General features: G+C 64.0%; 18 protein-coding genes. 13 read left to right on the top strand and 5 right to left on the bottom strand.

The window, feature by feature from the left end; all coding sequences use genetic code 11:
- Positions 1-71: 71 nt before the first annotated feature.
- The 5 genes from QOS90_RS20535 to aauR all read left to right on the top strand — a co-directional run bounded on the left by QOS90_RS20535 (position 72) and on the right by aauR (position 5,518).
- Positions 72-818 (top strand): amino acid ABC transporter permease, encoded by a 747-nt coding sequence (locus QOS90_RS20535; protein WP_027594180.1) that lies wholly within the window; start codon positions 72-74, stop codon positions 816-818.
- Positions 819-1,490: an amino acid ABC transporter permease gene (locus QOS90_RS20530; RefSeq protein WP_085273562.1), complete on the top strand. Its 672-nt coding sequence runs from the start codon at positions 819-821 to the stop codon at positions 1,488-1,490.
- On the top strand, positions 1,487-2,221 hold the full coding sequence (locus tag QOS90_RS20525; protein ID WP_027594178.1) for an amino acid ABC transporter ATP-binding protein: 735 nt from the start codon (positions 1,487-1,489) through the stop codon (positions 2,219-2,221). The genes QOS90_RS20530 and QOS90_RS20525 overlap by 4 nt, the downstream gene beginning before the upstream one ends.
- A gap of 67 nt (positions 2,222-2,288) precedes the next feature.
- Entirely contained in the window at positions 2,289-4,193 is a 1,905-nt protein-coding gene (gene aauS / locus QOS90_RS20520; protein WP_085273563.1) for a two-component sensor histidine kinase AauS, read from the top strand.
- Positions 4,190-5,518 carry a two-component response regulator AauR gene (gene aauR, locus QOS90_RS20515; RefSeq protein ID WP_085273564.1) on the top strand — a complete coding sequence of 443 codons (1,329 nt, stop codon included), beginning with the start codon at positions 4,190-4,192 and terminating at the stop codon, positions 5,516-5,518. Before aauS ends, aauR begins: the two co-directional genes overlap by 4 nt.
- 36 nt (positions 5,519-5,554) lie before the next feature.
- Here aauR and QOS90_RS20510 read toward each other — a convergent pair whose 3' ends face one another.
- Entirely contained in the window at positions 5,555-6,550 is a 996-nt protein-coding gene (locus tag QOS90_RS20510; RefSeq protein WP_085273565.1) for an alpha/beta fold hydrolase, read from the bottom strand.
- 196 nt (positions 6,551-6,746) lie between these two features.
- Between QOS90_RS20510 and metR the strand changes: the two genes are divergently transcribed.
- The gene (gene metR, locus QOS90_RS20505; protein WP_027594174.1) at positions 6,747-7,664 is read left to right on the top strand and encodes a transcriptional regulator MetR; all 918 of its coding nucleotides are present in this window, start codon (positions 6,747-6,749) and stop codon (positions 7,662-7,664) included.
- Here the strand turns inward: metR and QOS90_RS20500 are convergent.
- Positions 7,648-8,061, bottom strand: coding sequence for an NUDIX hydrolase (locus QOS90_RS20500; RefSeq protein ID WP_085273566.1), 414 nt, complete (start codon positions 8,059-8,061; stop codon positions 7,648-7,650). The two genes, metR and QOS90_RS20500, sit on opposite strands and share 17 nt — an antisense overlap.
- A 127-nt stretch (positions 8,062-8,188) precedes the next feature.
- Here QOS90_RS20500 and QOS90_RS20495 point away from each other — a divergent pair, with 127 nt between their 5' ends.
- Both QOS90_RS20495 and QOS90_RS20490 read left to right on the top strand, forming a co-directional pair.
- Complete coding sequence (locus QOS90_RS20495; RefSeq protein ID WP_085273567.1) at positions 8,189-12,469, top strand: DEAD/DEAH box helicase; 4,281 nt, start codon at positions 8,189-8,191, stop codon at positions 12,467-12,469.
- 110 nt (positions 12,470-12,579) lie between these two features.
- Complete coding sequence (locus QOS90_RS20490) at positions 12,580-14,199, top strand: FMN-binding glutamate synthase family protein (RefSeq protein ID WP_085273652.1); 1,620 nt, start codon at positions 12,580-12,582, stop codon at positions 14,197-14,199.
- A 38-nt stretch (positions 14,200-14,237) separates the two neighbouring features.
- On the opposite strand, the gene QOS90_RS20485 is transcribed toward QOS90_RS20490, so the two are convergent.
- Positions 14,238-15,656 carry an amino acid permease gene (locus tag QOS90_RS20485; protein WP_027594170.1) on the bottom strand — a complete coding sequence of 473 codons (1,419 nt, stop codon included), beginning with the start codon at positions 15,654-15,656 and terminating at the stop codon, positions 14,238-14,240.
- Positions 15,657-16,074: 418 nt separating this feature from the next.
- Between QOS90_RS20485 and QOS90_RS20480 the strand changes: the two genes are divergently transcribed.
- The 3 genes from QOS90_RS20480 to QOS90_RS20470 all read left to right on the top strand — a co-directional run bounded on the left by QOS90_RS20480 (position 16,075) and on the right by QOS90_RS20470 (position 20,600).
- Positions 16,075-19,212 (top strand): transglycosylase domain-containing protein, encoded by a 3,138-nt coding sequence (locus tag QOS90_RS20480; RefSeq protein ID WP_085273568.1) that lies wholly within the window; start codon positions 16,075-16,077, stop codon positions 19,210-19,212.
- An 87-nt stretch (positions 19,213-19,299) separates the two neighbouring features.
- The gene (locus QOS90_RS20475) at positions 19,300-19,842 is read left to right on the top strand and encodes a PadR family transcriptional regulator (protein WP_085273653.1); all 543 of its coding nucleotides are present in this window, start codon (positions 19,300-19,302) and stop codon (positions 19,840-19,842) included.
- Positions 19,839-20,600 carry a siderophore-interacting protein gene (locus tag QOS90_RS20470; protein ID WP_085273569.1) on the top strand — a complete coding sequence of 254 codons (762 nt, stop codon included), beginning with the start codon at positions 19,839-19,841 and terminating at the stop codon, positions 20,598-20,600. The genes QOS90_RS20475 and QOS90_RS20470 overlap by 4 nt, the downstream gene beginning before the upstream one ends.
- A 172-nt stretch (positions 20,601-20,772) precedes the next feature.
- Here the strand turns inward: QOS90_RS20470 and QOS90_RS20465 are convergent, their stop codons facing one another.
- Positions 20,773-21,414, bottom strand: coding sequence for a Pr6Pr family membrane protein (locus QOS90_RS20465; RefSeq protein ID WP_085273570.1), 642 nt, complete (start codon positions 21,412-21,414; stop codon positions 20,773-20,775).
- Position 21,415: 1 nt separating this feature from the next.
- Positions 21,416-21,637 carry a VF530 family protein gene (locus tag QOS90_RS20460; RefSeq protein ID WP_027594165.1) on the bottom strand — a complete coding sequence of 74 codons (222 nt, stop codon included), beginning with the start codon at positions 21,635-21,637 and terminating at the stop codon, positions 21,416-21,418.
- 164 nt (positions 21,638-21,801) lie between these two features.
- Here QOS90_RS20460 and QOS90_RS20455 point away from each other — a divergent pair, with 164 nt between their 5' ends.
- Positions 21,802-23,853 carry a TonB-dependent receptor gene (locus QOS90_RS20455; RefSeq protein WP_085273571.1) on the top strand — a complete coding sequence of 684 codons (2,052 nt, stop codon included), beginning with the start codon at positions 21,802-21,804 and terminating at the stop codon, positions 23,851-23,853.
- A 320-nt stretch (positions 23,854-24,173) separates the two neighbouring features.
- Complete coding sequence (locus QOS90_RS20450; protein ID WP_027594163.1) at positions 24,174-25,508, top strand: carbohydrate porin; 1,335 nt, start codon at positions 24,174-24,176, stop codon at positions 25,506-25,508.
- The last annotated feature ends 1 nt before the right edge of the window (position 25,509 follow it).

Genomic DNA, 25,509 nt, shown 5'->3' with positions numbered 1-25,509 from the left:
CATCCGAGGGCGCCAAGCGCCCCCGGATGCTCGAAGGTGCCCGTGAAACAACCGTCTGAGGGGAAATCCCGATGAATTACAACTGGGACTGGGGCGTGTTCTTCAAGTCCACCGGCGTGGGCAGCGAAACCTATCTGGACTGGTACATCACCGGCCTGGGCTGGACCATCGCCATCGCCATCACCGCCTGGATCATCGCGCTGCTGCTGGGGTCTGTCCTCGGCGTCATGCGTACTGTGCCGAACCGCCTGGTATCGGGCATCGCCACTGTCTATGTGGAACTGTTCCGCAACGTGCCGCTGCTGGTGCAGCTGTTCATCTGGTACTTCCTGGTACCGGACCTGCTGCCCGAAGGCCTGCAGGAATGGTTCAAGCAGGACCTCAACCCGACCACTTCGGCGCTGATCAGCGTGGTGGTGTGCCTGGGCCTGTTCACTGCGGCCCGTGTCTGCGAACAAGTGCGCACCGGCATCCAGGCGCTGCCCCGCGGCCAGGAATCCGCAGCCCGCGCCATGGGCTTCAGCCTGCCGCAGATCTACACCAACGTGCTGCTGCCGCAAGCCTACCGGATCATCATTCCGCCGCTCACGTCCGAGTTCCTGAACGTGTTCAAGAACTCCTCGGTGGCCTCGCTGATCGGCCTGATGGAGCTGCTGGCACAAACCAAGCAGACCGCAGAGTTCTCCGCCAACCTGTTCGAGGCGTTCACCCTGGCCACGCTGATTTACTTCACCCTGAACATGGGCCTGATGCTGCTCATGCGCCTGGTCGAGAAAAAAGTCGCAGTACCTGGCCTGATTTCCGTGGGAGGCAAGTAAATGGACATGGATTTCAGCGAAATCATCCCCGCCCTGCCCGCCCTCTGGGAAGGCATGATCATGACCCTGCAACTGATGGTCATGGGCGTGGTCGGCGGTATCGCACTCGGCACCGTCCTGGCGCTGATGCGCCTGTCATCGAGCAAGCTGCTGTCGCGGGTGGCGGGCGCTTACGTCAACTACTTCCGCTCGATCCCGCTGCTGCTGGTGATCACCTGGTTCTACCTGGCAGTGCCGTTCGTGCTGCGCTGGATCACCGGTGAAGACACGCCGGTCGGTGCGTTCACCTCCTGCGTGGTCGCGTTCATGATGTTCGAGGCGGCCTACTTCTGCGAAATCGTCCGTGCCGGTGTGCAGTCGATCTCCAAGGGCCAGATGGGCGCCGCGCAAGCGCTGGGCATGAACTACGCCCAGACCATGCGCCTGATCATCCTGCCCCAGGCCTTCCGCAAGATGACCCCTTTGCTGCTGCAGCAAAGTATCATCCTGTTCCAGGACACCTCGCTGGTCTACACCGTGGGCCTGGTCGACTTCCTCAACTCGGCACGCTCCAACGGCGACATCATCGGGCGCTCTCATGAGTTCCTGATCTTCGCCGGGGTCGTCTACTTCATCATCAGCTTCTCCGCTTCGTGGCTGGTCAAGCGCCTGCAAAAAAGGATCACCGTATGATTTCCATCAAGAACGTCAACAAGTGGTACGGCGACTTCCAGGTACTGACCGACTGCAGCACCGACGTCAAGAAGGGTGAAGTGGTAGTGGTGTGCGGGCCGTCGGGCTCGGGCAAGTCCACCCTGATCAAGTGCGTCAACGCGCTGGAGCCGTTCCAGAAGGGCGACATCGTGGTCGATGGCACCTCGATTGCCGACCCGAAGACCAACCTGCCGAAACTGCGCTCGCGGGTGGGCATGGTGTTCCAGCACTTCGAGCTGTTCCCGCACCTGACCATCACCGAAAACCTGACCATTGCCCAGCGCAAGGTGCTCGGCCGCAGCGAGGCAGAAGCCTCCAAAAAAGGCCTGGCCCTGCTCGATCGCGTCGGCCTCAGCGCGCATGCCAAGAAACACCCCGGCCAGCTTTCCGGCGGCCAACAGCAACGGGTGGCGATCGCCCGCGCCCTGGCCATGGACCCGATCGTCATGCTGTTCGACGAACCCACCTCGGCACTGGACCCGGAAATGGTCAGTGAAGTGCTCGATGTGATGGTTCAGCTGGCCAACGAGGGCATGACCATGATGTGCGTGACCCACGAGATGGGCTTTGCCCGCAAGGTCGCCAACCGGGTCATCTTCATGGACAAAGGCAGCATCATCGAAGACTGCACCAAAGAAGAGTTCTTCGGCGACCAGAACGCCCGCGACCAACGCACCCAGCATTTCCTCAGCAAGATCCTGCAACACTAAGCCGGCCTCAGCATCCGCTGCCCGCCCCCATCGGGCAGCGGACGCTGGTCGTGACAAGGCCACTGTGATGAAATGCGATCCTTCGCTTCTTCTCCCTGCCAGACCTGCCGTGAATTCCCGCCTGATTCGTCAATTGCTGTTACCCCCCCTGGTCATCCTGCTGATGGTCGGCCTCGGCATGGCCGGTTACCTGGTCAGCGAGAGCAATGGCATCCGCAGCCTGAGCGAAAACGGCGAGCGTCAGCTGGAGCTGCACGCGCGCACGGTCGAGAGCGAGATCAGCAAATACACCTACCTGCCCAGCCTGCTGGAGCTTGAAGACAGCGTCTCGCACCTGCTCACCGAGCCCGATGGCGGCTCCCGCCAGGCGGTCAACGAATACCTCGAAGGCCTGAACCGGCGCAGCCGCAGCCGGGCAATCTTCGTGCTCGACACCAACGGCCGGGTGCAGGCCACCAGCAACTGGCGCGATGCCGATTCGTTTCTGGGTGAAGACCTGTCGTTCAGGGCCTACTTCCAGACTGCCGTGCGCGGCGAACCCGGGCGCTTCTATGGCATCGGCAGCACCACCGGCGAGGCCGGCTACTACCTGGCCCATGGCCTGGAAGAACACGGCAAGATCATAGGCGTTGCGGTGATCAAGGTACGCCTGGACACCCTCGAAGAACGTTGGCAGCGCGCCCGCCTGGAAGCGTTCGTCAGCGATGAGAACGGCATCATCATTCTGTCCAGTGACCCGGCCCGTCGCTTGAAGTCGGTGCGCCCGCTGACCCCGCAAATCAAGGAGCGCCTGGCGCGCAGCCTGCAGTATTACTGGTGGCCGCTGAACGAGCTGCAACCTCTGGCGCGGGAAACCCTCGCCGATGGTGTTGAAAAGCTGACCTTCCCGGCCAACAGCGAAACGGCACAAGGCAAGGCCCATGAAGTGGCCTACCTGGCACAGACCCGACGCCTGGTCGACACCCCGTGGCATTTCACCCTGCTGACCCCGCTGCAGGACCTGCGCCGAGAATCGATGGTGCAAGGCATCCTGGTCGGGGTGGCATTCGCCCTGCTGGCCATCCTGGGCATCGCCTGGAACGAACGCCGCAAGGTCATCGCCACCCGCCTGGCCGCCCGCGAGGCGCTGCAGGAAGCCAACAGCCAACTCGAACGCCGCATCACCGAACGCACCGCCGACTTGCGTGCCAGCAATGAGCGGCTGAAGGGGCAGATCCGCGAGCGCCGGCATGCTGAGCAAACCCTGCGTCATGCCCAGGATGAGCTGGTGCAGGCGGGCAAGCTGGCTGCCATCGGGCAGATGTCGACCAGCATCGCCCACGAACTCAACCAGCCCTTGGCCGCGCTGCGCACGTTGTCCGGCAACACCGTGCGCTTCCTCGAACGCGGCGCGCTGGAAACGGCCAGCACCAACCTGCGTACCATGAACGACCTGATCGACCGCATGGGCCGAATCACCGCCAGCCTGCGTTCATTCGCCCGCCGTGGCGACGACGGTGGCCAGGCCTCGCTGGCCAAGGCGGTGGACGCCACCCTGCAGGTACTGGCCAACCGCATCAGTGGCTGCCACTTGCAATTGCACAACCAGTTCGAAGACCATCAACTGGCCATCGACCAGACCCGCCTGGAGCAGATCCTGGTCAACCTGATCGGCAACGCCATCGACGCCATGGCCACCCAGCCCCTGCCAGAGCTGTGGCTCGAAGGCGAACTGCAGGGTGACAAGTATCGCCTGCGGGTACGCGACAACGGCCATGGCATCGACGCCGAGGCACGCAAGCATTTGTTTGAACCCTTCTTCACCACCAAACCGGGCGAACATGGCCTGGGCCTGGGCCTGACCTTGTCGGCGAGCCTTGCCGCCGCCGCCAAAGGCAGCCTGAACGTCGAGCATCCTGTCAGTGGCGGCACGGCCTTCGTGCTTGTCCTGCCCCTGGTATCCCCCCCTAGCGAATCGGCAGAGCACCCATGAACCAAGCGCCTCTCACCGTCCTGATTGTCGAAGACGACCCGCATGTGCTGCTCGGCTGCCAGCAGGCATTGGCCCTGGAAGACATCGCCTGCGAAGGGGTCGGCAGCGCCGAACAGGCCCTGGAACGCATCGGCGACGACTTTGCCGGCATCGTCGTCAGCGACATTCGCCTGCCCGGCATCGATGGCCTTGAGCTGCTCAACCGCCTCAAGGCCCGCGACCGCAGCCTGCCGGTGGTGCTGATCACCGGCCATGGCGATATCGACATGGCGGTCGGCGCCATGCGCAACGGCGCCTACGATTTCATGGAAAAGCCCTTCTCCCCCGAGCGCCTGGTCGACGTGGTGCGCCGCGCCCTCGAACAGCGCGGCCTGTCCCGCGAGGTGGTTGCCTTGCGCCGCCAACTGGCCGAACAGAGCAGCCTGGAGGGCCGCATCATTGGCCGCTCGCCGGCCATGGAGCACCTGCGTGAACTGATCGCCAACGTCGCCGACACCTCGGCCAACGTGCTGATCGAAGGCGAGACCGGCACCGGCAAAGAACTGGTCGCCCGCTGCCTGCACGATTTCAGCCGCCGCCAGGGCCAACCTTTCGTGGCGCTGAACTGCGGCGGCCTGCCCGAAAACCTCTTCGAGAGCGAAATTTTCGGCCACGAAGCCAACGCTTTTACCGGCGCAGGTAAACGCCGAATCGGCAAGATCGAACACGCCAATGGCGGCACGCTGTTCCTCGACGAGGTCGAGAGCATGCCGATCAACCTGCAGATCAAACTGCTGCGGGTGTTGCAGGAGCGCACACTGGAGCGGCTGGGCTCAAACCAGAGCATCGCGGTGGATTGCCGGGTAATCGCCGCGACCAAGTCCGACCTCGATGCCATGGGGCAGAACGGGCAGTTTCGCAGTGACCTGTACTACCGGCTGAACGTGGTGACGCTGGAGCTCCCCCCCCTGCGTGAGCGCCGCGAAGACATCCTGCAGTTGTTCGAACACTTCCTGCAGCAATCGGCCCTGCGCTTCGACCGTGAAGCACCGACACTGGACAGCCAGACCTTGTCGCGGTTGATGGCCCATGACTGGCCGGGCAACGTGCGAGAATTGCGCAACGTTGCCGAGCGTCATGCCTTGGGCTTACCGGCCTTCAAGAAGGGCCCGAGTGGCGGCGCCAGCCAGGGCCTGGGTTTTTCCGAGGCTGTCGAGGCCTTTGAACGCAACCTGCTCAGCGATGCCTTGCAACGCACCGGCGGCAACCTCAGCCAGGCCAGCCAGGAGCTGGGCATGGCCAAGACCACGCTGTTCGACAAAGTGAAAAAGTACGGGCTGGGCTGAAAATCGGCGGCGCCTGCTTCGCGGGCAATGCCAATCTCACAGCCCCGCAATATGCGTCACATCCTGCCGATGCGATTGCAGGTAAGGCAGCACCGCCCCCAGCAACGGCGCCTTGAACGGCTCCTGAAAGCGGTGCGCCAGCCCCGGTATCAAGCGCAGCTGGCTGCCCTGGATATGCGCCGCCAAGTGCACCCCATGCATCACCGGCAACAACGGGTCGGCCGTGCCATGCACCACCAGCGTCGGCACGCGCAGCTGGTTGAGCAACGCCACGCGGCTCGGTTCGGCCAGGATCGCCATGATCTGGCGCTTGGCACCATCCGGGTTGAATGCCCGGTCATAGGCCACCGCTGCCTGCTGCAACAAAGCGGCCCGATCATCACGCACCTGCGGGCTGCCCAGTGCCGCCAGCAAGTCAGCCTGCTGCTCGATCGCTACCTCACGGTTGGGCGCACTGCGCCGGGCCAACAGCTGCACCAGGGCAGGGTCCGGCGCCGGCAACCCTGCGGCGCCTGAGCTGGACATCACCAGCGTCAGGCTACGGACCCGCTCTGGCGCCATTGCCGCCAGGTGCTGGGCAATCATCCCGCCCATGCTGACCCCCAGCACATGAAACTGGCGTATGCCCAATGAATCCATCAAGCGCAGCCCATCCCCCGCCATATCAGTGAGCGTATAGGGGGCGGAAACCGGCAGGCCGAGCTTGTAGCGCAGCAGCTCGACCGTCAGGTTGGCCGAGGGTGGCAGTTGGTTCCAGCGCGACAGGCCGACATCGCGGTTGTCGTAGCGTATGACCCGAAAACCCTGGCGGCACAAAGCCTCGACCACGTCGTCCGGCCAATGGATCAGTTGCCCGCCCAGGCCCATGACCAGCAGCAATGCAGGGTCTCGCGGCGCACCGACGCTTTGGTAAACCAGGCTCAAATCACCCAGTTCGGCCCGTTGTACCGCTACCTGCGTGTCACAGCGTTGGTCGGCGAAACTCGCCGGCACGCTGAAAAGGAAGAAGAGAAACAGCAGCAAAGCCCGCATGAAAGAAACACCAGAATGCAGATCCCCAGTAGAGCGCGAGTTTGATGAATTTCTGTCGGGCGCGCTGCCACAGTTCAGTGACAGTTTGATGACCCCCGCTGAGTGGTGTGGCCAACGGTCCAGTCGACAGCCTGGTCAACATGAGAGAAACTCAACTCAATTCCTTCCCTTTGGCATTCAACCCTCGGAGTCAGCAGTGCTGGAGATCCGCCACCTGAAAACCCTTCATGCCCTGCGCGAGGCCGACAGCCTGGTAGAGGCCGCCGAACGCCTGCACCTGACACAGTCGGCGCTGTCGCACCAGTTCAAAGAGCTGGAAGAGCGCCTGGGCTTGCCGCTGTTCGTGCGCAAGAGCAAACCGATCCGCTTCACCAGTGCCGGCCTGCGCTTGCTGCAACTGGCAGATGCCACGCTGCCGCTGCTGCGCGGCGCCGAGCGTGACATCGCGCGCTTGGCCGGTGGCACCGCCGGGCGCTTGCACATGGCCATCGAATGCCACAGCTGCTTCCAATGGCTGATGCCGACCATCGACCAGTTCCGCGATGCCTGGCCGGAAGTCGAGCTGGACCTGGCCTCGGGTTTCGCCTTCGCTCCCCTGCCCGCGCTGGCCCGTGGCGACCTGGACCTGGTAGTCACCTCCGATCCTCTGGACCTGGCCGGCATCACCTACGTGCCGCTGTTCACCTATGAAGCCATGCTCGCCGTGGCCAACCAGCACCCGCTGGCCAGCAAGCCTTACATGGTGCCACAAGACCTGCTCGACCAGACCCTGATCACCTACCCGGTGGAACGCGATCGCCTGGATATCTTCACCCGCTTCCTGGAGCCGGCCGACATCGAGCCTGCCGCCGTGCGTACCTCGGAGCTGACGGTGATGATGATGCAATTGGTCGCCAGCGGCCGTGGCGTGTGCGGCATGCCGCACTGGGCACTGCACGAGTACAGCTCGCGGGGCTATGTGAAAGGCAAGCGCCTGGGCGAAAAGGGCCTGTTCGCCACGCTTTATGCGGCGGTACGCACCGACATGCTCGATGCGCCGTACATGCGCGATTTCTTGCTGACCGCCAAGGACACTTCGTTCGCCACCCTCGATGGGGTCAGCGCGGTACGCTGACGGCCTGGCGGTACAACGGCAGGATCAGGTCGCGGGTCAGCGGCGCCAGCTCAAACGCAGGCGCCTGGTCCGCCGCCAGCCACACCACTTCTTCGATTTCCGCCGCCGGGGTCACGGCTTCGGCGCTGTCGACGCGAAACAGTTCGGCTTGCACCTGGTAGCCTGGCTCGTTGGCAGCCGGCGCGCTGAACTGGCCGAGGTGGACGGCCTGGGCCGGGTCGATGCGCAGGCCCAGTTCCTCATGCAGCTCACGCACCAGCGCCTCTACCGGCGACTCACCCGCATCGATCTTGCCGCCGGGCTGCATGAAGGCCACGGTGCCGCGCTTGCGCACCAGCAAGGTGCGGCCCTGGGGGTCGATCAGCAGGGCGGCGGCGATGCGAAGGGTGTTGGGCATGGGATGGGCTCGCTGGAAAAGCCTGAGAGGATCCCATGGGGTTCATCGCCTGACAAGGTCGGAGCAGCCTGCCCTCACAGACGAACGGCCCCTTGCCAACCCGCCGCGCACCCGCCATAACCAACACATGAACCTACCCGCCCAACAGCACCCGGTGCTGGCGCTGTTCCACCCCGCCGTCGGCACCTGGTTCCGTCGCCATTTCGCCACGGTCACCGACGCCCAGGCGCGTGCCTGGCCATTGATTCACGGCGGCCAGTCGATGCTGCTGGCCGCACCGACCGGCTCCGGCAAGACCTTGAGCGCCTTTCTGGCCGTGCTCGACGAACTGTTCTGCCAAGGCCTCGAACACGGCGGCGAACTGCCCGCGTGCACCCAAGTGGTGTATGTCTCGCCGCTCAAAGCGCTGTCCAACGATATTCGCCTGAACCTGCAAGCACCGCTCGAAGGCATCAGCCAGGCGCTGGAAGACCAGGGCCTCAAGCCGCCCCGCATCAGCACCGCAGTGCGCACCGGCGATACACCGCAAAAAGAACGTGCAGCCATGCGCAAGCTGGCCCCTCATATCCTGGTGACCACGCCGGAATCACTCTATGTGCTGATGGGCTCGGCCTCGGGCCGCGCGGGCCTGGCCAGCGTGCACACAGTGATCGTCGATGAGATCCATGCCCTGGCCGGCAACAAACGGGGGGCGCACTTGGCACTGACCCTCGAACGCCTGCAGGCGCTGACGGGGCGGCCGTTGCGTCGCATTGGCCTGTCGGCCACCCAGCGGCCGGTGGAGCGCGTGGCGCAATTTCTGGTCGGCCATCAGCGCCCTTGCGCGATCGTCGACATTGGCCACGCCCGCCAGCGCGACCTGGCCCTCGAGGTGCCGCCCGTGCCCTTGGGCGCGGTCATGGCCACGGACGTTTGGAACCTGGTCTACGACCGCCTGGCAACCCTCGCCCGCGAGCACCGCACCACGCTGGTGTTCGTCAACACCCGGCGCCTGGCCGAGCGCCTGACCCGCCACCTCAGCGATCGCCTGGGCAAGGACGCGGTGGCCGCGCACCACGGCAGCCTGGCCAAGGAACTGCGCCTGGATGCGGAACAGCGCCTGAAAACCGGCCAGTTGCAGGTGCTGGTGGCCACGGCGTCACTGGAGTTGGGCATCGACATCGGCGATGTCGACCTGGTCTGCCAGATCGCCTCACCGGGCTCGATCGCGGCCTTCTTGCAACGCGTCGGGCGCTCCGGGCACCAGGTCGAGGGCATCCCCAAAGGACGCCTGTTCCCCACTTCGCGCGACGACTTGATCGAATGCATCGCCCTGCTGGACTGCGTGCGCCACGGGGAGCTCGACCAACTGCACATACCCACTGCGCCCCTCGACGTGCTGGCCCAGCAGATTGTCGCCGAAACCAGTAATCAGCCCTGGCAGGAACAAGCGCTGTTCGACTGCCTGCGCCAGGCAACGCCTTACGCCGAACTCGACGTCAACCATTACCAGGCGCTGCTGCGCATGCTCGCCGAAGGCTATAACGGCCGCCAGGGCATCCGTAGCGCCTACCTGCACCGCGACGCGGTCAGCGGCACCTTGCGCGGCCGCCGCGGCAGCCAACTGACTGCGCTGACCAGTGGCGGGACCATCCCCGAAACCGCCGACTACGCGGTGCTACTCGAGCCGCAGGCACTGAACATTGGCAGCGTCAATGAAGACTTCGCCGTGGAAAGCATTGCCGGCGATATTTTCCAATTGGGCAACGCCTCCTACCGGATCTTGCGCGTCGAATCGGGCCGGGTGCGGGTAGAAGACGCCCACGGCCTGCCGCCGACCATCCCTTTCTGGCTGGGCGAAGCACCGGGGCGCAGTGACGAATTGTCCGCCGCGGTCGCTCGGCTGCAGGCACGCATCGATGAGCGACTGGGGTTGCCCGGCGCCGACAGTACCGCCGTGCAGGGCTGGCTGCAGCGCACCTTCGAACTGGGCGAAGACAGCGCCAGCCAGTTGCTCGATTACCTGGGGCGCACCCGCGAGGTGCTGGGCGCCCTGCCCTCGCAGCAGACGCTGATCATGGAGCGCTTCTTCGATGAGTCCGGCGGTACCCAGCTGATCATCCACTCGCCCTACGGCAGCCGCATCAACCGTGCCTGGGGCCTGGCCCTGCGCAAGCGCTTTTGCCGCACCTTCAATTTTGAACTGCAGGCGGCGGCCAGCGAAGATGCCATCGTCCTGTCGCTGTCCACCAGCCACAGTTTTACGCTGGATGAGGTGTGGCGCTACCTGTCCAGCCGCAGCGCCGAACAGCTCCTGATCCAGGCCCTGCTCGATGCGCCCTTGTTCGGCGTGCGCTGGCGCTGGAACGCTGCCGTGGCCATGGCCTTGCCGCGCTTCGTCGGTGGGCGCAAGGTGGCCCCGCAGCTCCAGCGAATGAAAAGCGAGGACCTGATCGCTTCGGTGTTCCCCGACCAGATCGCCTGCCTGGAAAACATCGCCGGCGAACGGCAGATTCCGGATCATCCGCTGGTCGAGCAGACCCTCGACGACTGCCTGCACGAAGCCATGGACAGCGAAGGCTGGCTGGCCTTGCTGCGCCGCATCGAAGGCGGTGAGGTCCGCTTGCTCAGCCGTGACCTGCCGGCCCCGTCGCCACTGGCCTCGGCCATCCTCAACGCCAGGCCCTACGCCTTTCTTGACGATGCGCCCCTGGAAGAGCGACGCACCCAGGCCGTGCTCAACCGGCGCTGGAACGAACTGCACAGCGCGGATGAGCTGGGCGCGCTGGACACCGATGCCATCGCCGCCGTAGAGAGCGAGGCCTGGCCGCAAGCGGCTAACGCCGACGAGATGCACGAAGCGTTGATGAGCCTGGGGGCCATCACTGCCCATGAAGTGCAGGCCAACGCCCCTTGGGATTTACTGCTTCGGCAACTGGCCAAAGCGGGGCGCGCCCTGCGCCTGCCGGATCAACAGCTGTGGCTCGCGCGTGAACGCCTGAGCCTGCTGCAACGTGTGTATCCAGGTTCAGTCACCGAACCTGCGCTGAACGTGCTGCCAGGCTTCGAGCAGGCCATCGAGGCGGACGATGCGCTAAGCGAACTGCTGCGTGCCCGCTTAAGTGGCCACGGCCCGCAAACCGTGGCGCAGATCGCCACCCCGCTAGGCAAGCCGCAGCCAGACATCGAACAGGCCCTGGCCCGCCTGGAGGCCGAGGGCTACGTGTTGCGCGGCTATTTCAGGCCTGCGGAACAACAGCTGCAGTGGTGCGAACGGCACTTGCTGGCGCGCATCCACCGCTACACGGTCAAACGCCTGCGCCGGGAGATCGAACCGGTCAGCCTGCAAGACTTCATGCGTTTTCTGTTCGACTGGCAGCACCTGGCCGCAGATGAGCGCCTGCGCGGGCCACAGGCCGTAGCTGAAGTGCTGGCACAGTTGCAGGGCTTCCCCGCTGCGGCCGGCGCCTGGGAGGCGGAGCTGCTGCCGGCACGCATCCAGGACTACAGCCCGCACTGGCTCGACGACACCTGCCGCAGCGGGCAGTTTGCCTGGAGCCGGCTGGCGACCACGGTGGCCAGCACGACCTTGGCCAGTACACCGCTGGTGCTGCTGCCGCGCGAACACCTGGGCCTCTGGCGCAGCCTGGCGCCCGTACCGGCAGTAGACGAGCTCGGCCCGCGGGCGCAACGCGTGCATGACGTGTTGCAGGCGCATGGGGCGTTGTTCTTCGATGAACTGACGCAGGAAGCCCACCTGCTGCCCAGCGAACTGGAAACCGCGCTGCAGGCACTGGTGGGCTTTGGCCTGGTGGGTGCCGACAGCTTCACCGGGCTGCGCAGCCTGATCACGCCAGCGGCAAAACGCACCTCGCGCAACAGCAGGCGCGGCCATGCCCCCCTCTCCACCAGCATGGCCCACGCCGGCCGCTGGGCGCTGTTGCGCAGGGGCACTGCTGCAATAGACGACAGCCAGCGTCTGGAGCACATCGCCCGCGCCCTGTTGCGCCGCTATGGGGTGATCTGCTGGCGGCTGCTGGAGCGGGAAAGTGATGTATTGCCGCCCTGGCGCGAATTGCTGCGTTGCTATCACCGCCTGGAGGCCCGCGGCGAAATCCGGGGTGGGCGCTTCATTGCTGGGCTGGCCGGTGAGCAGTTCGCCTTGCCAGAGGCTGTGGGCCTGTTGCGGCAAGTGCGCCGGCGTGAGCCGGAGGGCGCACTGGTGATGGTCAGCGCCAGCGACCCGCTCAATGTGGTCGGGTCATTGCTGCCAGGGGCGAAACTACCCGCGGTGAGCGGTAACCGCTTGCTGTACCGCGATGGCGTGCCGGTGGCGGTGCGAGTCGCCGGGCGTTACCAGTTCCTCATCGAGGCCTCGGTGGAGGAACAGGACACCTGGCGCCGCAGGTTGTTGAGCGATGCACGCTGAAGCGAATGATTTTCGATACCCCGATTTTCATTTTCAGCATCGCCCAACCGGGCTATGGTCGGGGTTTGCCCCAGGCCCTGAGCCTGACCGCGCCATCGCAAGGACCCCGTATGAGCCTGTCACTTCTCAGCCGCTACGCCTTCTTCGCCGCCTGTGTACTGTTCACCCTGGCGAGCCTGCCGTTCACCCACCATGAATGGTTGTGGCCGTTCACCCTGACCACTGCCGTGCTCAGCCTGATCGGTGTGTTCGACTTGCTGCAGCAACGCCACGCCGTACGCCGCAACTACCCGATCCTCGGCAACATCCGTTACCTGGTCGAGGGCATTCGCCCAGAGATTCGCCAGTACCTGCTCGAAGCCGACAGCGACGCCCTGCCCTTCTCCCGCGCGCAACGCTCGCTGGTCTATGCCCGGGCCAAGAACGAAGCCTCGGACAAACCCTTCGGTACCCTGATCGACGTGTATGAGTCCGGCTTCGAATTCATCGGCCACTCCATGCGCCCGGCACCGCTGACCGACCCGGCGAGCTTCCGCGTCATCGTCGGCGGGCCGCAGTGCCGGCAGCCGTATTCGGCGTCGATATTCAACATTTCCGCCATGAGCTTCGGCTCACTCAGCGCCAACGCCATCCGCGCCCTCAACCAGGGCGCCAAGCTGGGCAACTTCCACCACGACACCGGCGAAGGCAGCATCAGCCCTTACCACCGGGAACACGGTGGCGACCTGGTCTGGGAGCTGGGCAGCGGCTACTTTGGCTGCCGCACGCCTGACGGGCGCTTCGACCCGGAGCGCTTTGCCGCCCAGGCACGCAGCCCGCAGGTGCGCATGATCGAGATCAAGATGAGCCAGGGCGCCAAGCCAGGCCACGGCGGCATCCTGCCCAAGCACAAAGTGACCCAGGAGATTGCCGAAACCCGTGGCGTGCTCATGGGCGAGGACTGCATTTCGCCGTCCCGCCACAGCGCCTTCTCCACCCCGATAGAAATGATGCAGTTCATCGCCCAACTGCGTGAGCTGTCGGACGGCAAGCCGGTCGGCTTCAAGTTCTGCCTGGGCCACCCGTGGGAGTTCATGGGCATCGCCAAGGCCATGCTGGAAACCGGCATCCTGCCCGACTTCATCGTCGTCGACGGCAAGGAAGGCGGCACCGGTGCTGCGCCGGTAGAGTTCACCGACCACATCGGCGTACCCCTGCGAGAAGGCCTGCTGTTCGTGCACAACACGCTGGTGGGCCTGAACCTGCGCGACAAGATCAAGCTTGGCGCCAGCGGCAAGATCGTCAGCGCGTTCGATATCGCCAGCGTGCTGGCCATCGGCGCCGACTGGGCCAACTCGGCGCGCGGCTTCATGTTCGCCATTGGCTGCATCCAGTCGCAAAGCTGCCACACCAACAAGTGCCCGACTGGCGTGGCCACGCAAGACCCGTTGCGCCAGCGTGCGCTGGTGGTGCCGGACAAAGCCCAACGGGTGCTGAACTTCCACCACAACACCCTGCGCGCCCTGGCCGAAATGCTGGCAGCGGCCGGCCTGGACCACCCCTCGCAACTGGAGGCCAAACACCTGGTGCGGCGCGTATCGGCCACGGAGATCAAGCTGTTCTCGCAGATGCACGTATTCCTCAAGCCGGGCGAGTTGCTGACCGGCGAGGTGAATGGGCAGTTTTATTCGCGGATGTGGCAGCTGGCCAGGGCGGACAGCTTCGAGCCGAACAGTGAGGTGGCAGCCTGACATGGCTGGGGCCGCTCTGCGGCCCCAGCCAGTTCACATCAGGATGCGGTGCTCGCTACCCCTTGCGCCTCCTTCGGCGCCAGGCGGAAGGTGTAGTACAAGGCGGTCAGCAAGACCAGGAACGCCGGCCCGATGTACAGCGCCACGCGGGTATCCTCGAAATACGCCATCAGCCCCACCACCAGCACCAGGAAAGCCAGTGCCAGGTAGGAGCTGAGCGGCCACAGCCACATGCGGTATTTCAACGCCTTGCGCTCGGCAGTCGACAGCCCGGCGCGGAATTTGAGCTGCGCCAGCAGGATCATCACCCAGGTCCAGATCGCGCCGAAGGTGGCGATCGAGGTCACCCAGACGAAGACTTTCTCCGGCACCAGGTAATTGGCCAGCACGCCCAGCAGCAGTGCGCCAATCGACAGCAGCAACGCATTGCGCGGCACACCGTTTTTCGAGGTGCGGGCAAAGGTCGCCGGGGCCTGGCCATTTTGCGCCAGGCTGTAGAGCATGCGCCCAGTGCTGAAGATGCCGCCGTTGCACGACGACAGCGCCGCCGTGATGACCACGAAGTTGATGATGCCGGCCGCAGTCTTGATGCCAAGGCGCTCGAAGGTCATCACGAACGGGCTGCCCTGGCTGCCGATCTCGTTCCACGGGTAGATCGACAGGATCACGAACAGCGCCCCCACGTAGAACAGCAGGATGCGCCAGAACACCGAGCCGATGGCCTGCGGGATGGTTTTTTGCGGGTTGCGCGCTTCGCCGGCGGTCAGGCCGATCATTTCCACGCCCAGGTAGGCAAACATCACCATCTGCAGCGACATCAGCACACCGGTCACGCCATTGGGCATGAAGCCGCCATTGCTCCACAGGTTGGAAATACCCACCGCCACGCCGTCGTTGCCCAGGCCGAAGGCAATGATGCCGATGCCCCCCAGGACCATGGCGATGATGGTGACGATCTTGATCAGGGCGAACCAGAACTCGAACTCACCGAACGCCTTGACCGCAACCAGGTTGACCGCGCCCATGCTGCCCAGCGCCGCCAAGGCCCAGATCCAGCGGGGTACGTCGGGGAACCAGATGCCCATGTAGATGGCCACTGCGGTGATTTCCGCCACGCAGGTCACCAGCCACAGGAACCAATAGTTCCAGCCGGTGAGGAAACCGGCCAATGGGCCAAGGTAGTCCTGGGCGTAGCGGCTGAACGAGCCGGCAACGGGGTTGTGCACGGCCATCTCACCGAGGGCGCGCATGATGACCAGGATGGCCAGGCCACCGATGATGTAGGAAAGCATGATGGCAGGGCCGGCCATTTCGATGGCTTTGGCCGAACCGAGGAAGAGACCGACACCGATACAGGCGCCCAGCGCCATAAGACGGATGTGCCGTTCGCCCAGTTCACGCTTGAGAGGGCCGCCTTGTGCGGTCTCGGCATGGGCAGGGTGGTTGCCGACTGGCATAGCAATACAACCTCATTTTGTTATTGGATTTGACCTTCGTGCCGCAACTGCCGCGCCGATAGGCGGGGCGTTGATTGGCCGGGCTGGCCTTGTGGGCCGGCCCGTGTGCCGGAGTAGAGCATCCGGCAGGTCGAAGGGGCGAGCAGTATAGGAAGCTACCTGTAGGGATTTTCACTGTATAAACGGGGAAATTTGGCGAGAAATCTCGGGTCTATTCCACTGCTGATAGGGTTCTGAGGCTGTTACACGCCGCAGATTCAGGGCGACACCTTATCAACATCACCTGGCCCCGAAACCCACACCAAAGCCGCATATCCCTACGCCACTTTTCTCGCCTTCCTACAAATTTTTCACCCAACCCGGTCAACGTCTAAGCTTCAGACAAGCAAGACGAAAATACCTGGCCGGATTGAAGACTATGGGCGCACTGTGGCAATCGGAACCAACCAGAACGGAAGCACCCGCAACCCCTCCGGCCGAGACGCCACCTGCAAAGTCCCCACGTCAGCGTCGGCTCTGGTGGCGGCTGATCATTTTGATCCTGCTGGTGGCCCTCATCGCCCTGGGCTTTGCCGCCTATGACGAATTCCGCACCTCCAACCTGCAATCGCGGGAGTTCAGCAAGCTCGCCACCACCCTGACCTACTCGCTGCAGCCAGGCCCCAGCGATGCCATCGTCTACCCCGGTGAAGGCCCGTTCGACAAACGCCTGGGCTACAGCGCACTGGGCGAATTCCTGCCGCGGCTGCTCAAACGTGACTACCTGATCAGTGAACAGGTGCAGTTCTCGCCTGCGTTGATGGACTACGTCGATCACGGCCTGTTCGCCCCCTATATCGAGAAAATTCAGGCTGGCCTGTCGATTACCGACTGCCGTGGCGACACGCTGTACCAGTACAACTACCCGCAACACCTGTACCCGGACTTCGCAGCGATCCCGCCGGTGATGGTCAACAGCCTGTTGTTCATCGAAAACCGCGACCTGCTCGACACCTCCGACCCGCGCAACAACCCGGCCGTCGACTGGCCGCGCTTCGCCAAGGCCGCCTACAGCCAGGTGGCCAAGTACTTTGCCTTGCCCGGCCAGTCGGCCGGTGGCAGTACCCTGGCGACGCAGCTGGAAAAGTACCGCCACTCGCCGGATGGCCTGACCGTGTCCGGCGCTGAGAAGATCCGCCAGATGGTGTCCGCCAGCGTGCGTGCCTACCAAGGCGGCCCGGACACCACCGAGGCCCGGCAGCGCATCGTGCGCGACTACCTCAACAGCGTGCCGCTCTCGGCGGTGCCCGGCCACGGTGAAGTGCATGGCATGGCTGAAGGCCTGCGGGTCTGGTACGGCGCCGATTTCGACCAGGTCAACCAGGCCCTGCTGTCGACCGCCAGCGACCCCGAAAGCCTCGCGGCGCGTGGCCTTGCGCTGCGCCAGGTGCTGTCGCTGATGATCGCCCAGCGTCGCCCCTCGCATTACCTGTCCAAAGGCCGGGTCGAACTGGCCGAGCTCACCGATTCCCATGTCCGCGTGCTCGCCGCCAACAAAGTCATCGACCAGCCGCTGGCCGATGCGGCGCTGGCCAGCAAGGCGGTGTATCGCGACTGGGTGGCACAACCGACCATCGTGCCGATCATCACCAACAAGGGCATCAGCCTGGCCCGCAACCGCTTGGCAGCCATGCTCAACCGCCCGCTGTACGACCTCGACCGCCTCGACCTGTCGGCCACCAGCACCCTGCAGGCTGACCTGCAGATGCAGGTCAGCCAGTACCTGAAGAACCTCTCGGACCCTGAATTCGCGGCGCAGATCGGGCTGATCGGCGAGCGCCTGCTGACCACCAAGACCACCGACCAGGTGCGCTACAGCTTCACGCTGTTCGAGCGCACCGCCGATGGATCCAGGGTGCGGGTGCAGACCGACAGCACCGACCAGCCGTTCGACATCAACGAAGGCAGCAAGCTGGAACTGGGCTCGACGGCCAAGCTGCGGGTGCTCACCACCTACCTGGAAATCATCGCCGAGCTGCACGACAAGTATGCCGGCAAGCCCGCTGCCGAACTGAAGAAGGTCGAGGTGGCCGAACTGGACCGCATCACCCAGTGGTCACTGGAATGGCTGATGCAGAACAGCAAGGACCAGAACCTCGATGCCATGCTCGACGCCGCCCTGGAACGCAAGTATTCGGCCAACACCGGCGAAGCCTTCTTCACCGGGGGTGGCATGCACGTGTTCAACAACTTCCGCAAGGAAGACAACAGCCGCAACCCAACGCTGAAGATCGCCCTGCGCGAATCGATCAACCTGCCGTTCATCCGCCTGATGCGCGACCTGGTGCGCTACGTCACCTATCAACAGCCGTTCAATCGGGTACCGCTGCTCAAGGACGACGCCGACCCCCGCCGCCAGGAATACCTGGCCCGTTTCGCCGACAAGGAGGGTACCAACTACCTGATGCGCTTCTGGAAGAAGTACCAGCGCAAAACCTCGCAACAACGCCTGGACACCTTCCTCGACAGCATGCGCGTGACCCCGCAGCGCCTGGCGGCGGTGCACCGCTACCTGTTCCCCGAAGCCGGCCAGGAAACCTTCAACGCCTTCGTACGCGCGCACAGCAAGGACGACAAGATTGCCCTGGGCAAACTCACCGACGGTCGCCTGTCGGAAATGTACGACGCCTACGGCCCGGGCAAGTACGACTTGCCCGACCAGGGCTACATCGCCAAGGTCCACCCGCTGGACCTGTGGCTGCTCGGTTACCTGCTCAAGCACCCAAGCTCGACGCTGACCGAAATGGTCAATGCCAGCCGCTTCGAACGCCAGGAGGTGTATGGCTGGCTGTTCAAGAGCCGCCACCAGGGCGCACGCGACAGCCGTATCCGCACCATGGTCGAGATTGAAGCGTTCCTCGACATTCACCAGCGCTGGAAGCGCGTGGGCTATCCGTTCGACCACCTGGTGCCGTCGCTGGCCACCGCCATCGGCAGCTCGGGTGACCGCCCGGCCGCCCTTTCCGAACTGGTCGGCATCATTCAAAACGACGGCGTGCGCCTGCCGACCTTGCGCATCGACACCCTGCACTTCGCCGCCAACACCCCCTACGAGACCAAGTTGGTGAGTGACCCCGACCGCGGCCAGCGGATCCTCCCAGTGGAGGTTGCGCGGGCCCTCAAAGGCGCCATGTCGCAAGTGGTCGACGCGGGGACGGCGCGGCGTATTTCCGGCAGTTTCAAGCTGCAGGACGGTACACCGCTGGTGATGGGCGGCAAGACCGGTACCGGCGACAACCGCATCGAAAGCTTCGGTGCCGGGGGCCGCTTGATCGGCTCGCGTTCGCTGAACCGCACCGCCACCTTCGTGTTCTTCCTGGGCGATAACCACTTCGGCACATTGACCGCATTCGTGCCGGGGCGCTCGGCCGAAGCGTTCAAATTCACCTCGGCGTTGCCCGTGCAAGTGCTAAAGGGCATGGCGCCGATCCTCATGCCGTACCTGCAGCCGGGCAACCCGAATGAATGCAAAGCGCCGCAGGTTGCGATGCACGGGAGCGACTCATCTAACATTTAGATGATAATCATTGGCATTCAGGGCTTGTCTTTAGATATATCTTGAGTAATATCTTAAGATATATCGCACAAGACGGAGCCCATGTTGATGCGCGACCCTGCACCCCACGATCCTTTCGAGCGCCGCCCCGGCCGCGGCGAACGCGGCCCTCGCGTCTTCGCCCCCGGCGACCTCAAGCTGCTGATGCTGGCCCTGCTGGCTGAGCAACCTGGCCACGGTTATGACTTGATCCGCCAGATCGAGAACCTGTTCGACGGCAGCTACAGCCCAAGCCCCGGCGTCATCTACCCGACCCTCAACTTCCTTGAAGAGGCCGAGCTGATCAGCGGCCAGGTCCAGGGCAGCAAACGCCTGTACGCCATCACCGATGCCGGCCGCACCGCCCTGGCCGAGCAGGCGATCGCCCTCGACGGCGTGCGCATGCGCATCGAAGTCAGCAAACGCGCCCTGCGCGGGCACGACCGCCCACCCGAGATCCACGAAGCGGTTGGCAACCTGCGCCATGCGCTGCACATGCACAGCGGGCGCTGGACACCGGAAGAAATCGAACGGGTCCGCGACCTGCTCAACAACACGGCCAAGGCCATTGCCTCCGGGCCGGACGATGCCGTTACGGAGAACACCCCATGAGTGACACCATTCACCGCGTCAACCACGAAATCCGCCAGCGCCGCCTTGACGTGCTGCGCGTCACCGACCTGACCCCACGCATGCGCCGTATCACCTTGGGCGGTGCGGAACTGGCGGGCTTTACCAGCGTCGGGACCGACGATCATGTGAAGCTGCTGTTTGCCGAAACGCCGGCGCAACAGCAAGCCATCGACGCCCGTAACCTGGGCCGCGACGGCGGCGCACGGCCCACCATGCGCGAATACACGCCACGGCGCATCGACCTGGTGGCCAACGAACTGGACATCGACTTCGTCCTGCACGGTGATGGCCCTGCCTCCACCTGGGCCGCCCAGGCGGCGCCAGGCCAACACCTGAACATCGCCGGCCCACGGGCCTCGATGGTGGTACCGGATATCTTCGACAGCTACCTGCTGATCGGTGACGAGACGGCAATCCCCGCTATCGGCCGCCGCCTTGAAGAACTGCCCGCGGGCCGGCACGTGCTGGCGGTAATCCAGATCGAAGACGAACAGGAACGCCAGCCGCTGCCAAGCAAGGCACAGGTGGATGTGATCTGGGTCCGGCGCCAGGAAGAGGACCTGCTCGCCCTGCTGAAGAACCTGACCTTGCCACAAGGCAGGCTGTACGGTTGGGTGGCGCTGGAGAAAGCCCTGACCCGCCAGGCCAAGGCGTTGCTGCTGGAAAAAGGCGTGCCTGACGATGCCTTGAAGGCAGCAGCCTACTGGCGGGCGGACGGTACTGCGGACGACGAGTAAGCGCCGCTCTCGCGTAACGCGCTTGAGCTTCGCCCCAGATAATGGACGGGTGCCCAACATCTGGGGCGAAGCTCAGCTTTGTGTAGGAGCAGCCTCGTGCTGCGAAGAGGCCAGTAGCATCACCCCAGTTCTTCAGTGATGCCACTGGCCTCTTCGCAGCACAAGGCTGCTCTTACACGCTGACCGCCAACTGCCGGCCGCGCCAGCGGTCCAACCCCAGCAACACCAGGCCGATACCCCAGAACCCCGCCAACACCCCGAGGGCATTGAGCATCACCCGCCCATACCCGAGGCTCGCCACATCGATGAAGGGGTAGGCATACACGCCAATCTCACTGCCCCGCCACAGCGCATAGGCAAAGTACCCCGCCGGGTACAGCGCCCAGCCCGCCAGGTGCCACAGCCGCAAATGGCCCTTGGGCACCGCGAACCACCAGTACAGCACGAACAACGCCGGCATCACATCATGCAGCAACTCGTCTGCCAGCCATTGCCAGCCCTCGGGTTGCCACAAGTGGCGCAGCAGCACGCTGTAGGCCAACGCCACCAGCACGATGCTGGCCGCCACGGCGGAGCTGACCGACGGCAACAGAAAGAAGCGCCTGGCGCTGCCCTCCCGGCCAAACGCGGCATAGCTCAAAACCGTTGCTACCAGGGTGTTGGTCAGCACGGTGAAATAACCGAACACGTTGACCAGGCCGCCAATCAGGCTGGCCTGTTCCTGCCAGCGCGCCAGCAACACCAGATAGACCTGCACCGCTAGGCCGAACCAACCGAGCACGGCGGCCAGGCTCAGCCACGGATGGCGCCGCACCTCAGGCCTTGCGCTGCAGCTTCACGTACAGCTGTTCGACCTTCTCCCGCGCCCAGGGCGTCTTGCGCAAGAAGGTCAGGCTCGACTTGATGGTCGGGTTGCTCTTGAAGCAACGCACATCGACGCGCTCGGCAAGGCCCTGCCATTCGTAGTGAGCCACCAGTTCGGTGAGGATCTGCTCCAGGGTCTTGCCGTGCAGCGCGTTGTGTTGGGCCGTGCTCATGCCAGTGCTCCAGCGTGGGAAAGGTGCGCACCTTACACGAGTGTAGTGGCCAGGGGACTCAGGTCGCTTGAAAAACCGCTGGCCAGAGGCGAAAGCCTTATGCTGAAATAGAAATGTTATATAGTAACAATACAAAAGCCTCTGCCAAGGAACGCCCCATCCCCATGCTGTACATCCCGCTCCGCCTCTCCCCCCTCGCCGTCGCGCTGTGGCTGGCCTCATCACCCAGCCAAGCCGTTGAACTCGAACCCCAGGTCATCACCGCCAACCCGCTGGGCAATCGCCAACTGGCCGCCCCGAGCACGGTCCTCGAAGGTGACCACCTGCTGCAACAGCAACACGGCAGCCTCGGTGAAACCCTGAACAAACAGCCCGGCGTCGCCTCTACCTGGTTCGGCCCTGGCGCCAGCCGCCCGGTAATCCGCGGCCTGGACGGCGACCGCATCCGCATCCTGCGCAACGGCGTCGGTGCACTGGATGCCTCGTCGCTGTCCTACGATCACGCCGTACCGCTCGACCCGGTGACCGTGGAGCGGGTCGAAATCGTCCGCGGGCCCGCTGCCTTGCTCTACGGCGGTAATGCCATTGGCGGTGTGGTCAATACCTTCGATAACCGCATCCCCGATGCGCCAATCGAAGGCATCCACGGGGCGGGCGAGCTGCGTTATGGCGGCGCCGACACCACCCGCAGCAGCGCCGGTAAACTGGAAGCCGGCAACGGCGCCTTCGCCCTGCACCTGGACGCCAACAGCCGCCAGTTCAACGATTTGCGCATCCCTGGTTACGCGCGCAGCTCAAAGGTGCGTGACGCCGACGAGCCGGGCAGCAAACACCGCCTGGAGAACAGCGACGGGCGTCAGGACGGGGGCGCCGTCGGCGGGTCTTACCAGTGGGACCATGGCTATGCCGGCCTGTCCTACAGCCGCTACGACAGCAACTACGGCTCGGTGGCCGAACCCGGCGTACGCCTGGACATGCAGCAAGACCACTACGCATTCGCCTCTGAACTGCGTGACCTCGAAGGCCCGTTCAGCTCGGTCAAGGTCGATGCCGGCTATACCGACTACGCGCACAGCGAAATCGAAGAAGGCGAGGTGCACACCACCTTCAAGAACAAGGGCTACGAGGCACGCATCGAGGCGCGTCATCGGCCACTCGGGCCGGTTGAAGGGGTAATCGGTGCCCAAGTCAGCCGTAACGAGTTCTCGGCACTGGGGGAGGAAGCGTTCGTCCCGCATACCGATACCGACAGCCTGGCGCTGTTCATGCTTGAGCAATGGCAGGCCACCGAGCGCCTGAACCTGAGCCTCGGCGCGCGTTTGGAGCACACCCGCGTCGCCCCGGATGCCAAGGGCAACGAGACGTTTGCCGCGGCCGACAGCGCCAGCACCTTCAATGCCTTCAGCCTGTCTTCCGGGGCGGTGTACCAGCTCGACCCGGTCTGGGCACTGGCCGCCAACCTTGGCTACACCGAGCGCGCCCCAACCTTCTATGAGCTGTATGCCAACGGTGCGCATGTGGCCACCGGGGCTTACGAGGTGGGCGATGCCAGCCTGAACAAGGAAAAGGCCATTTCCGGCGACTTGGCCCTGCGCTTCGACAACGGCACCCACAAAGGCAGCGTCGGGGTCTTCTACAGCCACTTTCGCAACTACATTGGCCTGATCGGCACAGGCAACCTGCGTGAGGGCCATGACCACGACCATGGCGAGGACGAGCATGACCACGATCATGATCACGACCATGACGGCTTCCCGGAATACCAGTATCAGGGCGTGCGGGCGCGCTTCTATGGCATCGAGGCGCAAGACCGCTGGCAACTGGTCGAGAACCGCTATGGCAGCTTCGCGCTGGAGCTGTCGGGCGACTACACCCGGGCCAAGAACCTCGACAGTGGCGAGCCATTGCCACGAATCGCACCGCTGCGGTTGAACAGCGGTCTGGTCTGGGCGCTGGACCGCTGGCAGGCGCGGGTCGATGTGCAGCATGCCGCGTCGCAACATCGCACACCGGCCAACGAAACCAGCACCGATGGCTACACCACGCTGGGCGCGAGTGTTGGCTATCGCTTCGACATCGGGCAAAGCGAGTGGCTGGCCTTCGTGCGGGGTGAAAACCTGACGGATCAGACGGTGCGCTATGCCAGTTCGATTCTGCGGGATATTGCGCCAGCGCCAGGGCGCAGTGTGGAAGTGGGGCTGCGTACGACGTTTTGAGCTGCCATCGGGGCGCCCTGCGCCCCCATTCGCGTGTAGGAGCAGCCTTGTGCTGCGAAGAGGCCTGAGCTAACACAGCAAATCTTCACTGATTTCACCGGCCTCTTCGTAGCACAAGGCTGCTCCTACAAACGGCACTGTTACCGGATCGACAACAATCAACTGCGACAATTTGTCTTTTTTTCTTACAACTTCCCCTATATCCTCCCCGCCGCAAGCTGAATCGCTTCATCGACTCCACCTTGTTGTCATCTCCATTGAAGGGCCCGCCCTTCGATGCCCTTGTCGTTTGTTCAATAATCAAAAGATAGCGCTATCTCATGTTCCAGCTGCCCAAAACCTGTTTCATCGGCCTTGCCCTCACCGCCTGTGCAACCCCTGCCAGCGCCAGCGAAATGTTCGCCAGCGATTCCCCGTGGATGCTGGGCGATTGGGGCGGCACCCGCAGTGAATTACTGGCAAAAGGTTACGACTTCACCCTCGGCTATACCGGCGAAATGGGCAGCAACCTGCACGGCGGCTTCGACCACGACCGTACCGCGCGCTATAGCGACCAGTTCACCTTCGGTAGCCACCTGGACCTGGAGAAGATCCTTGGCTGGAACGACACCGAATTCCAGCTGACCCTCACCGAACGCCACGGCGACAACATCAGCAACGACCGCATCAACGACCCGCGTGTCGGCGGCTTCACCTCTGCCCAGGAAGTCTGGGGCCGCGGTGAAACCTGGCGGCTCACGCAACTGTGGGTCAAACAGAAGTACTTCGACGGCGCACTGGACGTCAAATTCGGCCGTTTCGGCGAAGGCGAAGACTTCAACAGCTTCCCCTGCGACTTCCAGAACCTGGCCTTCTGCGGCTCGCAGGTAGGCAACTGGGTTGGCAGCATCTGGTACAACTGGCCCGTCAGCCAATGGGCCCTGCGCGTGCGCTACAACCTCACCGACGCACTCTATGCCCAAGTCGGCGTGTACGAGCAAAACCCTTCCAACCTGGAATCGGGCAACGGTTTCAAGCTCAGTGGCAGCGGCACCCAGGGCGCCATCCTGCCGGTCGAACTGGTGTGGAGCCCACAGGTCAATGGCCTGAAAGGGGAATATCGCGCCGGCTACTACTACAGTAATGCCAAGGCACACGATGTGCTCGACGACAGCAACGGCCAGCCGGCTGCGCTCAGTGGCGCCGCCTACCGCAGCCGTTCGAGCAAGCACGGCATGTGGCTCGGCGCCCAGCAGCAGGTCACCTCGCTGGCGTCCGACCAGTCGCGTGGCCTGAGCCTGTTCGCCAACGCCACCTTGCACGACAAGAAGACCAATGCCATCGACAACTATGTTCAGGCAGGACTGGTATACAAAGGGCCCTTCGATGCCCGCGCCAAGGACGACATCGGCTTCGCCCTCGCCCGCGTGCACGTCAACCCGGCCTACCGCAAGAACGCCCGCCTGGCCAACCAGGCCGCCGGCCTCGACGACTACGACAACCCTGGCTTCCTGCCCGTGCAGGACACGGAGTACAGCGCCGAGCTGTACTACGGCATTCACTTGGCCGACTGGCTCACAGTGCGCCCCAACCTGCAGTACATCCGCCACCCGGGCGGGGTGTCGCAGGTTGACGATGCGCTGATCGGCGGCCTGAAGATCCAAAGCACTTTCTGAA

Origin of the sequence: Pseudomonas sp. LAIL14HWK12:I10 (assembly GCF_900184205.1) — a bacterium.
Classification (GTDB): domain Bacteria; phylum Pseudomonadota; class Gammaproteobacteria; order Pseudomonadales; family Pseudomonadaceae; genus Aquipseudomonas; species Aquipseudomonas kermanshahensis.
This window is presented reverse-complemented; position numbering and strand designations above follow the sequence as displayed.

Coding starts and splice junctions, on each gene's coding strand:
- QOS90_RS20535 (WP_027594180.1), top strand. CDS start 72: ATGAATTACAACTGGGACTGGGGCGTGTTCTTCAAGTCCACCGGCGTG.
- QOS90_RS20530 (WP_085273562.1), top strand. CDS start 819: ATGGACATGGATTTCAGCGAAATCATCCCCGCCCTGCCCGCCCTCTGG.
- QOS90_RS20525 (WP_027594178.1), top strand. CDS start 1,487: ATGATTTCCATCAAGAACGTCAACAAGTGGTACGGCGACTTCCAGGTA.
- aauS (WP_085273563.1), top strand. CDS start 2,289: ATGAAATGCGATCCTTCGCTTCTTCTCCCTGCCAGACCTGCCGTGAAT.
- aauR (WP_085273564.1), top strand. CDS start 4,190: ATGAACCAAGCGCCTCTCACCGTCCTGATTGTCGAAGACGACCCGCAT.
- QOS90_RS20510 (WP_085273565.1), bottom strand. CDS start 6,550: ATGCGGGCTTTGCTGCTGTTTCTCTTCTTCCTTTTCAGCGTGCCGGCG.
- QOS90_RS20500 (WP_085273566.1), bottom strand. CDS start 8,061: ATGCCCAACACCCTTCGCATCGCCGCCGCCCTGCTGATCGACCCCCAG.
- QOS90_RS20495 (WP_085273567.1), top strand. CDS start 8,189: ATGAACCTACCCGCCCAACAGCACCCGGTGCTGGCGCTGTTCCACCCC.
- QOS90_RS20490 (WP_085273652.1), top strand. CDS start 12,580: ATGAGCCTGTCACTTCTCAGCCGCTACGCCTTCTTCGCCGCCTGTGTA.
- QOS90_RS20485 (WP_027594170.1), bottom strand. CDS start 15,656: ATGCCAGTCGGCAACCACCCTGCCCATGCCGAGACCGCACAAGGCGGC.
- QOS90_RS20480 (WP_085273568.1), top strand. CDS start 16,075: ATGGGCGCACTGTGGCAATCGGAACCAACCAGAACGGAAGCACCCGCA.
- QOS90_RS20475 (WP_085273653.1), top strand. CDS start 19,300: ATGCGCGACCCTGCACCCCACGATCCTTTCGAGCGCCGCCCCGGCCGC.
- QOS90_RS20470 (WP_085273569.1), top strand. CDS start 19,839: ATGAGTGACACCATTCACCGCGTCAACCACGAAATCCGCCAGCGCCGC.
- QOS90_RS20460 (WP_027594165.1), bottom strand. CDS start 21,637: ATGAGCACGGCCCAACACAACGCGCTGCACGGCAAGACCCTGGAGCAG.
- QOS90_RS20455 (WP_085273571.1), top strand. CDS start 21,802: ATGCTGTACATCCCGCTCCGCCTCTCCCCCCTCGCCGTCGCGCTGTGG.
- QOS90_RS20450 (WP_027594163.1), top strand. CDS start 24,174: ATGTTCCAGCTGCCCAAAACCTGTTTCATCGGCCTTGCCCTCACCGCC.